The sequence below is a fragment of the uncultured Alistipes sp. genome, from assembly GCF_963931675.1.
Taxonomy (GTDB): Bacteria; Bacteroidota; Bacteroidia; order Bacteroidales; family Rikenellaceae; genus Alistipes.
This window is the reverse complement of the sequence record NZ_OZ007039.1, coordinates 3,343,223-3,355,101: the sequence shown is the minus strand read 5'-3', so window position 1 is coordinate 3,355,101 and position 11,879 is coordinate 3,343,223. Positions and strand designations below refer to the sequence as shown.

General features: G+C 46.0%; 13 protein-coding genes and 1 pseudogene. 4 read left to right on the top strand and 10 right to left on the bottom strand.

The features are described from left to right. Positions 1–24: 24 nt before the first annotated feature. The 3 genes from ABGT65_RS14355 (at position 25) to ABGT65_RS14345 (ending at position 3,166) form a co-directional block, all read left to right on the top strand. Entirely contained in the window at positions 25–345 is a 321-nt protein-coding gene (locus tag ABGT65_RS14355) for a hypothetical protein (protein ID WP_346703024.1), read from the top strand. 269 nt (positions 346–614) lie between these two features. Beyond that, positions 615–1,838 carry a site-specific integrase gene (locus ABGT65_RS14350; protein WP_057327237.1) on the top strand — a complete coding sequence of 408 codons (1,224 nt, stop codon included), beginning with the start codon at positions 615–617 and terminating at the stop codon, positions 1,836–1,838. Between the two features lie 20 nt (positions 1,839–1,858). After that, positions 1,859–3,166: a site-specific integrase gene (locus ABGT65_RS14345; RefSeq protein WP_202192075.1), complete on the top strand. Its 1,308-nt coding sequence runs from the start codon at positions 1,859–1,861 to the stop codon at positions 3,164–3,166. Between the two features lie 50 nt (positions 3,167–3,216). On the opposite strand, the pseudogene ABGT65_RS14340 reads toward ABGT65_RS14345, so the two are convergent. Next, positions 3,217–3,414, bottom strand: a pseudogene (locus tag ABGT65_RS14340) (helix-turn-helix domain-containing protein); the annotation flags it as partial. 81 nt (positions 3,415–3,495) lie between these two features. On the opposite strand from ABGT65_RS14340, the gene ABGT65_RS14335 reads away from it, so the two are divergent. After that, positions 3,496–4,635, top strand: coding sequence for an IS481 family transposase (locus tag ABGT65_RS14335; protein ID WP_346699178.1), 1,140 nt, complete (start codon positions 3,496–3,498; stop codon positions 4,633–4,635). A gap of 11 nt (positions 4,636–4,646) precedes the next feature. On the opposite strand, the gene ABGT65_RS14330 is transcribed toward ABGT65_RS14335, so the two are convergent. The 9 genes from ABGT65_RS14330 to ABGT65_RS14290 form a co-directional block, all read right to left on the bottom strand. After that, positions 4,647–5,684: a hypothetical protein gene (locus tag ABGT65_RS14330; RefSeq protein WP_346703023.1), complete on the bottom strand. Its 1,038-nt coding sequence runs from the start codon at positions 5,682–5,684 to the stop codon at positions 4,647–4,649. A 229-nt stretch (positions 5,685–5,913) separates the two neighbouring features. Next, positions 5,914–6,702, bottom strand: a complete 789-nt coding sequence (locus ABGT65_RS14325; protein WP_202192078.1) for a PRTRC system ThiF family protein — start codon at positions 6,700–6,702, stop codon at positions 5,914–5,916. Next, a complete protein-coding gene (locus tag ABGT65_RS14320) occupies positions 6,699–7,397 on the bottom strand; it encodes a prokaryotic E2 ligase family D protein (protein WP_057327229.1) in 699 nt (232 codons plus the stop codon). Before ABGT65_RS14320 ends, ABGT65_RS14325 begins: the two co-directional genes overlap by 4 nt. Positions 7,398–7,587: 190 nt before the next feature. Then, complete coding sequence (locus ABGT65_RS14315) at positions 7,588–8,727, bottom strand: IS481 family transposase (protein WP_346699178.1); 1,140 nt, start codon at positions 8,725–8,727, stop codon at positions 7,588–7,590. 65 nt (positions 8,728–8,792) lie between these two features. Then, positions 8,793–9,749, bottom strand: coding sequence for a hypothetical protein (locus ABGT65_RS14310; RefSeq protein ID WP_346703022.1), 957 nt, complete (start codon positions 9,747–9,749; stop codon positions 8,793–8,795). A gap of 34 nt (positions 9,750–9,783) precedes the next feature. Next, a complete protein-coding gene (locus tag ABGT65_RS14305; RefSeq protein WP_346703021.1) occupies positions 9,784–10,005 on the bottom strand; it encodes a PRTRC system protein C in 222 nt (73 codons plus the stop codon). Positions 10,006–10,009: 4 nt separating this feature from the next. Then, positions 10,010–10,969 carry a PRTRC system protein E gene (locus ABGT65_RS14300; RefSeq protein WP_346703020.1) on the bottom strand — a complete coding sequence of 320 codons (960 nt, stop codon included), beginning with the start codon at positions 10,967–10,969 and terminating at the stop codon, positions 10,010–10,012. Between the two features lie 45 nt (positions 10,970–11,014). Then, complete coding sequence (locus tag ABGT65_RS14295; protein WP_202192080.1) at positions 11,015–11,227, bottom strand: hypothetical protein; 213 nt, start codon at positions 11,225–11,227, stop codon at positions 11,015–11,017. A gap of 376 nt (positions 11,228–11,603) precedes the next feature. Further along, a complete protein-coding gene (locus ABGT65_RS14290) occupies positions 11,604–11,837 on the bottom strand; it encodes a hypothetical protein (RefSeq protein WP_346703019.1) in 234 nt (77 codons plus the stop codon). Positions 11,838–11,879 lie beyond the last annotated feature (42 nt).

The following is an 11,879-nucleotide window of genomic DNA, read 5'->3' as shown; positions in this document are numbered from 1 at the left end:
GCTATAGTTTAACATTATTTATAAGTGCCTGAGCAACAAAAAGTTGCCCAGGATTTTGCCATGTCAGAATTTTCACTTACCTTAGTGTTGCGAAAAGAAGACAAGCAAAACTCTAATATGACATGGCAAAGATACAAAAAGGTGAGTGCAGAGGCAAACGAAAACGAAGTTTTCAGGTTTGACTATGCCGAACCGCATCCTATATTCTGCAAATATACGAAGAACTTGCGTAATAATGGCAGGATAAGGGTGAAATTTGATAAGTGGTTGGTACATATACCATTTTTGTGTTACCTCACCATATTGTTAATTTCGGCAGAAGGAGCCGTATATGGTGGGTATTAGAGAAAGAAATGCTACCTATTCGTTGCCTTTTTATGGAAGGGAAAGTTGGTAGAAACAGCATCTTTAATCTCTTGCACATACCCTACAACAGCCACAAAGAACGCTTGTTTTTTCTATCATTGCACTGAAAAAGGTAATCATTTTTTCTCGTTGGAAGAAAAATACGGGAATGAGATTAATTGTCAAGTACTTGTTGCCTTGTTCCGCTATGTTCTACATGCCGTTCATTAACTCTGTAAAATTTATTTTTGCAACCAAAGAAATGAGTTATGAATCAGGCAGATGTAAAGGTGTCGTTCTACCTCAAAAAGAGCGAAGCAGATGCCAAAGGGAACTGCCCCGTAATGGCAAGGTTGAATGTCGGCAAGTATTCAGAAGCGGCATTCAGCGTTAAGATGTCTGTGCCACATACAATGTGGCACTCAGGTCGTGCTACGGGCAAGAGTGTCGCAGCACGCGAAATCAACCGTCAGTTAGACGAGATCAGAGCCTCGGCTCTACATATCTATCAAGAACAATCGGCAATACGAGAAGGAGTAAGTGCCGAAGATGTCAAGTGCCTGCTTTTGGGTATGGCTTCGGGGCAGCAGACCTTGATGAGTTATTTCCGCGCCTTTATCAAGAACTTCGAGAAACGTGTAGGTGTGAATCGTGTCGCAGGTTCTCTTCGTGCTTACAAGTATGCCTATATGCATGTAGAGAAATTCCTCAATGAGAAATACAAACTGACAGATATTCCCTTTACGGCACTCGATCGTTCGTTTATTGAGAAATATGATCTTCACTTACGAACAGACTGCCATTTGGCTCTTGGTACGATAGTCCATCTTACAACCTCTTTTAGAACCATTATCAATGAAGCCGTAGCAGATGGTATTCTTACTTTCAATCCATTCTGGGGTTACGAGCCTGAACGCCCACAGCGTGAACAGAAGTATCTCACGGCAGAGGAATTAGAGTTGATTATGACAACACCATTGCATAATGCAAGACTTTACATCGTCAGAGATTTATTCTTGTTCTCCTGCTACACCGGAATATCTTATGGAGATATGTGTATGTTGACCAAAGAAGATTTGGTAACGGATGAAAACGGCACGCTCTGGATACGGACCTCCCGTAAAAAGACCAAGGTCGAGTATGAGGTTCCGCTCCTTGAGGTTCCCTTACATATACTTAATAAGTATCGTGATGTAGAGCCCAATGGAAAGCTGTTGCCTATGTACAGCAATTCAGACGTAAATCTTTCCCTAAAAAAGATTGCCGCAATATGCGGTATCAACCGTAGAATCGTCTTTCATGCGGCCAGACATACATACGCTACAGAGATTACTCTCTCGCATGGTGTACCATTGGAAACGGTCAGCAAGATGCTGGGACATACACGGGTGGATACCACTCAGATTTATGCCAAAGTAACCGATGAAAAGATTGATGCTGACACTAAAAGGCTCGACAGCAAGATTAGTGAACGCTTTACAATCGCCATTTGAAACCATTAAAACGACTAAATATGAGAACAGACAAGAATACAGAGAATCAGAACACGAAGCGTCGCAGTACCTTCGCCATATTGTTCTACATCAACCGCACGAAAGTACGCAAGGATGGTATGTGCCAACTATTGTGTAAAGTTAGCATTGATGCTGAATGGGAACAAATCGGTACGAAAGTATCGGTGAATCCTTCTATCTGGAATCCCGATAAGGGTCGTGCCGATGGTCGTAGCGAAAATGCCGTAACGGTAAACAGAGCCATTGACGAACTTACCAAGGGGATAACCGAACACTATAATCATATCAAGAAGAGTTTAGGCTTTGTTACCGCAGAACTTGTCAAGAACGCAGTCAAGGGTATCGGCCAAAAGCCTGTAACATTGCTTGCCCTCTTCCGTGAACATAACGAGGAGTTCAAGAAGCGTGTTGGCATGGATAGAATCAAGGAGACCTACGATTGTTATCAACGCTCATACAAGCACCTTGCAGCGTTTATTCAGGAGAAACGAGGTGTGGAAGATGTCACATTGCGAAGCCTTGACAAGGTGTTCTATGACGACTTTGAGATATTCCTGCAAAGCGATTGTCGTCTAAGTCCCAAGACGGTACACGAACATTTGTATAGACTGAAAAAGATGACAATGCGAGCCGTCAGTCAAGGCACTTTGCGTAGAGATCCTTACTGTCGACTACATCCACCGTTGCCTAAGCGCAAGAGCCGACATATGAAGTTGGAGGATCTTAAAACCTTGATGTCAACGCCTGTAGATAAGCCTCAATTGCAACGGGTACGCGATTGGTTTATCTTCTCGACTTTTACAGGATTGGCATACGCTGATTTAAGACGGTTATCCGTGAACGATATAACACAGGCAGAAGATGGCAGCTGGTGGATACACATCAAGCGTAAGAAGACTGACACACTATCATCTATTCGTCTGTTGGATATACCACTTCGGATTATCGAAAAGTACAAGCATGAGCGGCAAAGTGATAAGGTATTCAATACCTGGGACCGAAACTATATGTCAATGCTAATGCAGGAGTTGAGTGAGGTGTATGGCTTTCATATTACCTACCACAAAGCTCGTCATAATTTCGGAACGCATATTACTTTATCGCTGGGTGTACCTATTGAGACGGTAAGTAAGATGATGGGACATACCTCCATCACCACCACACAGATTTATGCCCATGTTACGGATAAGAAGGTTGATGAGGATATGAAACGCTTGCGTGAGGTTACAGCAGACAAGAAGATAGAACTCGCAGATGAGGGTCTGAAGTTTGAGAGATGTATCAAATGGAAGCGGACAACAGTATAATAAAAACAATAGCAACGGCCTCAAATCGGGGTCGTTGCTATTGTTTAGGGTCATACCCATCGCTGTTCCTCTACGCAGCGTTTATGGGAATCATTGAGAATCTTTTCAATCTCAGACTCCTTGTAAAGAGCTTTGCCCTGAACAAGGTAGTAAGGTATTGCACCTGCCGAGCGATACTCCTGCAATGTGCGGCGGCTCACTCTGAGTATCTTGGAGAGTTCCTCATCAGTCAGAAACCTCTCATTGTTCAATGTAGTGAATTAGTCAAGACTTAATCTGACAGTTACGCATAAAAAGAGTAGATTTGTAACATAAAAGCAGATTAAGTTATGACCACATCAGAAAAAGTCATCAAGAACAAACTGGGACTGCTTGAGCTGTCCCAACAGTTGGGAAACGTGTCACGAGCCTGCAAGATTATGGGATACAGCCGTGACAGTTTTTATCGTTTCAAGGAACTGTACGAGCAGGGCGGAGAACTGGCCCTGCAGGAGATTTCCCGTAAAAAGCCGGTGATAAAGAACCGCGTGGAGGAGCGCATAGAGCAGGCTGTAGTGCAGATGGCCATAGCCAACCCGGCTTTGGGACAAGTACGCGTATCCAACGAGCTGCGCAAGAAAGGCATACTCGTATCTCCCGGAGGAGTGCGCTCCATCTGGCTCAGGCATGACATGGAGACCTTCCAGAAACGCCTGAAGGCACTTTCGACCAAGGTGGAGCAGGAAGGCATCGTGCTTGACGAGAACCAGGTGGCCGCGCTGGAAAAAGCCAAGGCGGAGAAACAGGCACACGGGGAAATAGAGACTTATTATCCAGGCTTCCTTGTGGCGCAGGACACCTATTATGTAGGGTATATCAAAGGCGTGGGGCACATTTACCAGCAGACGGTCATCGACACCTATTCCAAAATCGGATTCGCCAAACTTTACGACAGGAAGAACGCGCTCGTGGCGGCGGACATGCTCAATGACAGGGTGGTTCCGTTCTTCGAGCAGCATGACCTGAAACTGATGAGGATGCTCACGGACAGGGGAACCGAATACTGCGGAAACAGGGAAACACATGAATACGAACTGTATCTGGCCATCGAGGACATAGACCATTCCAAGATCAAGGCCAAGAGCCCGCAGACAAACGGCATCTGTGAACGCTTCAACAGGACTGTCCAGAACGAATTCTACGCCATCGCTTTCAGGAAGAAGATATACACCTCGATAGAACAACTGCAGGCAGACCTTGACACTTGGATGAACTCCTATAACACGCAAAGGACGCACTCCGGGAAATACTGTTTCGGGAAAACACCCATGCAGACTTTCCTCGAAGGAATGGAGGTGGCAAGGAGATATCAATTGCAGGATGCAGGGAAAATACAACCTGATGAGCAGGTTATTGGCTCACCAGGTTGTGAGAGTGAGAATAGTTGCGTATCTTCGCAGATGGCATCGGACACTTTTTTTGCCCGATAGTATAGAAAATGTCAGAACAAGTCTTGACTATTACAGTGCAGGACATGCTTGCATAGAATGGTAATGTTCCTGAGCTTGTGGTTGCGTCTCTTCTTGTCCCTCATATCCATAGCCAGCTCTGCGTTACCGCTGATACCGTTGAGCGGGCCACGGATATCGTGCGATATGGTCATGATGATCTTGTTACGCATTTCAAGCAACTCGGCATTTTTGCGGTTGCTTGCCTCCAATTTGCGGCGACCACGCTCTTTACGCCCGTAGTCACGCATAATTACGATGTATGAGAGCAGCAGAGCAAGGAAGATGAAGGCTGTTATACCTCCCAACCATACTTTTGTCCGTTCACGGGTCTCAATGATCTGTTGCTCACGCTCTTGCAGGTCTGTCGTGACACGCTCATCCATTGCAGCAATTAGACTCTTCAGACGTTGGTTGATGTTGAGATTACGCTGTGCCAGACTATCTGCCGTTTCGGATAGTTGCCTGCTCTGCTCGGACTGTTTCCTGATGACATCACGATTGAGGGTGTAGAGTTTCGTGGAAGTTGTGGATTGAGGCGGAGTCTTCTCCTTTTTCTTGAAGAGTCCCAAGAAACCACCTTTCTTCTTCGGGGGCTCCTGCGTACTCTCATAAGCGATGACGGGGACACGCTCGGCAAGTTCTTCGCCAAGTTCAACCTGTTTTTCAAAGAGTTGGGAGATATTGAATAGTTGGATTTCCTTCTCTGCCATCAGATGCCGCAGACTATCTATTCGTTCTCCCGAATAGTAGTTCTTGAACTCGCAGAGAATGCTGTCGACCTCCATGCGTTTGGCACGGTAGAGTGCGGTGTCTGCCTCCTCCCATTCGAGGATCGTCTCACCGAACATCGTGAGGTCGAGCATATGCACGTATGCTTCATGTACATTTTGTCGGAGTCGGTGAATCTCTTTCACTTCACGCTCCAATCTGTTCATCTGTCGCCACTCGTGCAGGTACGTATATACGATACCACCAATTAGGGCGACAATAATAGTATAGCCTAAGGCTAACTTTCTTTGAATCTTCATTGCGTCCTATATTTAAGGCTCGGGTTAGTCCGAACAGTTTATCATATATGCCTTGGAGCGCAAAATTACTAATAAAGCAAAAAATTAAGGTGACTTTATCATTTTTTAATAGCTATTCAAGGCTGTGATGTAATATAAAACGCTAAAAGTGTTGGCTATATTGTTATAAAAGTGGGCAATAGCATAAAAAAAGCCATCATATTTGTGTGAATATGACAGCTACTATTGATTATACCATTATCGGATTGACCTTCATTGTCGCAAGGTTTAGATAGAGTCCGTGATGCTCTATCATACCGTGTCGGAACATCTTCCAGAGGATATTGCAGCCGAGCTGAGCTAATGTGGAGTTGATGAACAGGTCCTGTTTCTCCAATGCCTCGGCAAGTGAACAGCTCGGACCGGAGTCATCTTCCTTGATTCGGGCATACTTTACCAACTTTGTGATGACCTTTAATGACGGTACGGTCTGGTAAATTTGAGAAGTGGGTTGCTTTATCTTTTTCGGGATACTACCCAATACGACCTGTCCCGATGTTTGCGTGTTGCCGAAGTCAAGCCAATACAGAGGTGTCTGATAGTTTGTATAATTGTACTGTGGCAATGCTTTGAGTACATTCCAGAGGTCTATTCTCGACTTTATATTGTCCGTACAGGTTATGGTTATATTGGCAAGATGTTCCTGTCGTACATCTTTCATATTGGAGGGATAGAGTGCCGGCACTGCCTTCCAGTCATTCCCGAAGAAGTTGTTGATGCGTGTTATCAGGCAATTCGCCTTATTCAGCCCCAAGTCGGAATACCCGAAGAGTTGTCGTCCTATGTTGGCTTCAGTTACAATATCGGGATCGTATAGCGTTACGAATAGTCCCGGATGTCCGAGGGCACGAAGTGTTACATCCAATCGTGCAAGGTTTGTCAATACTTGCGAACCTGTACCGCCACCACCTATAAGGTTTACCGTTACGGGGTGTTGTGGTACGAGCAGATAGCTGTCGGTATAATGTACTCTTTTCATCGTAGTATATCTTTAAGTTTCAAATTCTTTAGAGGCTTTAACTCTTCAATGTTGAAGGGAGCATCTTTTGCTGCCTTTGTTACCAGTACAAGGTTGCTCTTTGTGGGATTTCCGTTACCTCCGAGGTGTGAGAACTCTGTAAGCCAGAACTTCTTCTCCCAGTACTCAAGTAATTTGTCGTAGGTAATCTCTGTCGGCTTGTCAATCTTTGCCGAGCCGAGACAGACGCTTGACCCTGTGACATTGAAGAACGGAGCAGCGTAGAGTTCCGTTTCGGGCTTCAGTTCCTTGTCTATGTATGCGTAGATGTTCATACGCTCATCCCGCACCTCATAGATGACACCTGGCAGGTTGTACTCGGCATTCTCAATATGTAGCGACTCCTTGAAGAACATCATACGCTTTTGTGGCGGGTTATACCAGACATATTTCTCGTAGCCCTTGCGGGTATCACTCCATAGCATATTTGTCGGGATGCGACCATGCGGTGTGCTGCTGTGCCTCTCGGAATATCCCTTGATAAGTTCGTTGATGAAGTCCACCGTTACGGGACGGCCTTCGCTCATGGCTCCCTCATTATCTATGCTCCTTACTTCAAGGAAGTATGTATCTCCTCCATCTGTGGAGTATGCTATCAATGCCGCACGTGGGTGCAGCATCGTATTTATCTGCTTGGTAAGTTTGTTTGTATCCATAGTGATTATCGTATGTAGTGAATAAAATCATCTGCCCACTTGAAAAACCTTTCAGGATAGGTATCTTCAAGTGTAAAAACCTTGTCGGTCTTTGGAGAGACGGCAAAGGTTGATGCAGGAATAATATCGTATGACTCCTGACGGGAGGAATTATATGTAATAGTCAAGACTTGTTCTGACATTTTCTATACTATCGGGCAAAAAAAGTGTCCGATGCCATCTGCGAAGATACGCAACTATTCTCACTCTCACAACCTGGTGAGCCAATAACCTGCTCATCAGGTTGTATTTTCCCTGCATCCTGCAATTGATATCTCCTTGCCACCTCCATTCCTTCGAGGAAAGTCTGCATGGGTGTTTTCCCGAAACAGTATTTCCCGGAGTGCGTCCTTTGCGTGTTATAGGAGTTCATCCAAGTGTCAAGGTCTGCCTGCAGTTGTTCTATCGAGGTGTATATCTTCTTCCTGAAAGCGATGGCGTAGAATTCGTTCTGGACAGTCCTGTTGAAGCGTTCACAGATGCCGTTTGTCTGCGGGCTCTTGGCCTTGATCTTGGAATGGTCTATGTCCTCGATGGCCAGATACAGTTCGTATTCATGTGTTTCCCTGTTTCCGCAGTATTCGGTTCCCCTGTCCGTGAGCATCCTCATCAGTTTCAGGTCATGCTGCTCGAAGAACGGAACCACCCTGTCATTGAGCATGTCCGCCGCCACGAGCGCGTTCTTCCTGTCGTAAAGTTTGGCGAATCCGATTTTGGAATAGGTGTCGATGACCGTCTGCTGGTAAATGTGCCCCACGCCTTTGATATACCCTACATAATAGGTGTCCTGCGCCACAAGGAAGCCTGGATAATAAGTCTCTATTTCCCCGTGTGCCTGTTTCTCCGCCTTGGCTTTTTCCAGCGCGGCCACCTGGTTCTCGTCAAGCACGATGCCTTCCTGCTCCACCTTGGTCGAAAGTGCCTTCAGGCGTTTCTGGAAGGTCTCCATGTCATGCCTGAGCCAGATGGAGCGCACTCCTCCGGGAGATACGAGTATGCCTTTCTTGCGCAGCTCGTTGGATACGCGTACTTGTCCCAAAGCCGGGTTGGCTATGGCCATCTGCACTACAGCCTGCTCTATGCGCTCCTCCACGCGGTTCTTTATCACCGGCTTTTTACGGGAAATCTCCTGCAGGGCCAGTTCTCCGCCCTGCTCGTACAGTTCCTTGAAACGATAAAAACTGTCACGGCTGTATCCCATAATCTTGCAGGCTCGTGACACGTTTCCCAACTGTTGGGACAGCTCAAGCAGTCCCAGTTTGTTCTTGATGACTTTTTCTGATGTGGTCATAACTTAATCTGCTTTTATGTTACAAATCTACTCTTTTTATGCGTAACTGTCAGATTAAGTCTTGACTAATTCAAATTATAGAAGTCGATAAGGTGTTCCGTCATTATATCATCGCTGTCATAGACAACTCTTATCTGCTGTTCGAGTGTCATCGGCAGATAATCGGGCTCCTCGTCATAGAACGGGTCATAGCCATAGTACATGATGGCTTTATCCGTCTTTATGAACTCAAGTCCTCTTCTCAGCAGTTCGATAAGACCTTGTTCAAAGCCATTCTTACACTCATATTCTTCTATGGCTTTCGGCAGGTTCTTGTAGTAGGACTTTCGCCACACCCTGTCGAGGAGTTTATATGCTCTGCCATCCTTGTATGATTTCACGAGCTTTTCCCTCGCTCGCCTCTCTTTGGCATCTTCATCCTCATAGCAGCCTTCAGTCAGCATATCCATAGCCCAGTCCATATCATCCTCATCGTTGATAGTGGTTATACCGTTCTCTTTCATAAAATTATGATAGAATGTGATGACAATGCGTCTGAGTGTGGGATTCAGTTCCTCCACGAACTTTACAGGGAAGTAGTACAGTGTGTACTCACCCCAAGTATGTGTGTTCCACACATTGAAGTATAGACAGCCATTGTCATCTTCAAGGTTGAGATACATGCCGCTTTTATTTACGAGGTCGTTCATCTCATTGTAGAGATTGACAATACCTTCACCGATAGTTCGGCCGGGTGTATGCTCCGCCTTTACATTCATCAGTTCGGCATAGCGGAAATAAGAATCACGCAGGTATTCGTAATTCTCCTGCGTGATTAGGTTATAACTATTTCCGCAATAGCTCTCCCTCATAATAGTCTGCGGTGCTATGGGGAGAATAGGTGTCTTTAGAAAAGAATTACGGCACCCGTTGGCGCCGTAACTCTCTCTACTCTTGTCACACCGTATCGTACCTCCCGCTTGGTCGATGCGATTATCATTCTTGCGAGCTGTTCCGACTGATGTTCGTCCAATGGTCTGCATGACTTCTTCTTTTTAGTGTCCTTACTCATAGTTATCATCCTTTTGTTCCGATGGTTGTCTTGAACTCATATACAGCCTTGTCATCCTTGATGGTCGGGCCGTGTACGGTTGCTGTTGTCAGTTCCGGATAGATGTTCGAGTAGAAGCTCATCACACTCTCCGGAGAGTCGTTCGGATTGGGATCAGGAAGTGTAATCATCTCTGTACCTTTCTTAAAGGTGAATGATCGCTGTATTTCGTTTCTTAAAAGTGCCATAGTCTTAAACTGTTTGGGCGTATGCCTGTGAATAATGATTTTCTAACATTGACTGAGGGAAGTCGGGATATTCCTCATAATCCTCGGGGCGGTATGCAGGACCTTCGTGCATATATGCCTGCTGTAACTCTTCAGGCATAGGAGGCTCTTCATGATGTGGGAACATCGGAATCTCACCCTGCGGATAGTGAGGATGCTGCTGTCCTACATTTTGAGGAGGATAACCGCCTTGTGGCACGGTGAACATAGGCTGCCCGCCATACTGAGGCTGTGGAGGTTGCTGAACAGGTCGCTGTATCGGCTGCTGCACGGGACGCATTACAGTCTGTTGTGGCTGTGGCGGCATCTGTCGTGGTGCTGCCTGCGGCTGGATAGGCTGCTGTGCAGGTTGCGGTGCCACATTCTGCGGTTGTGCCACTTGTGGAGCCGGTGCAGGAGTCTCTTCCATCATCTCGAAGAGCGAGCCTTGGTTCATCGCCTTCTTCTGTGCGGCAATCTTCTCATCTACCTCCTTCTGCTTGTCGGCAGTGGCATACATACGAGCCTGTTGGAGTGCGGTGATGGCATCCTTATGATTCTTGGCAGTGATAAACTCCTCGGCCTTCTTCATATGCTTCTCGTACTTCTCACGCTTCTCCTTCTCCTCCTTGGTCTCCTTAGCCTTGGCATCCTTTGCCGCCTTACTGTTGGCAGCGGCCTTGTCTGCCTGCTTCTCGAACTCCATCAAATTGGAGATAAGCCCCGTAGCCTTGCGTATAGGCTGCATGATGTGTTGCAGGAACTCTGCATCCATCTCTTCGGGAGTGCCCGTTAGTGTCAGCGGAATGATGTGGTTTGCTGCCTCATCTTTAAGTCCGTTGGCCTTCGGCAATGTTGATACAGTAAGCTGTCCGTTCGCTTTGCGGATGACGAGCGTAAGATCTACGCTCTCGGTCATCATCTGTGAAATTGATGTGAAAAACATAACTTTATGATTTAATGTTAATACTGAATTATTTTCTTGTGATGTTCACTGGTTGAAGAACTCTGCAAGCAGTCTGTTACGGTCAGGATGCTTGCTTATCTCCAGAATGGGATTGAGCAGCTCCGATATATGTACCGGACCTCGTGAGCCTCTTGGCGGCAACTTGATTTCAGGTTCAGTGACCTTTACTCTTCTTCTACGTACCACAGGCATCTGCATCGGTGCCATCGGTACACTTGCGATGATTGCTTGATTCATAGCTTTATCTTTTATTATATGGTTAATACTCGGACTTTGGCAGTCCGTTGAACTACGAGGGCGTTAAGGCTAATGCTTCCGGTAAGGCAAGGTTTTCGGGGAAAATACCGCAGCACGGCGAGGATGATTTTCTCCGAAACCACCTGTGGCCCGACCTTGCTGTCCGATAAGAAGCATTGGCCAACTTTGCCCTGTAGTTCATCGGCTTGCCAATGGCTGGTATTTTCTCTTTCCTTCTCTTCATTCTTATCCTCATACTTGAATCGTCCACCTACAAAAAGAGCCGTCCGAGAAGGACAGCTCCCACAACCCATATCGCAATATATCTGCTTATATGGTGTATGTCGATGACAAGACCTTTTCATTGCTTTAAGAGTTAGAAGACCAAGAAACTGAGTATGGCAAAGAGTATCAGTGCTGCCATTACGATGCAGGCAATCTTGTATATAAATCGGAAGAAGCCAGGGAAACATATGATGGCTACCGCAGCCCATACGGGTGATACACCTCGTGTATAGAGATAGCTGAAACCTAATGCTGCTACTACGGCTAACAGTATCATGCCTATCCACTTCATTCTCTTTCTTACGATTGGGTCATTTGTTTTCATATCCTATATTATTTAGTGGGAACAGTCGTTCCCGATTTCGTG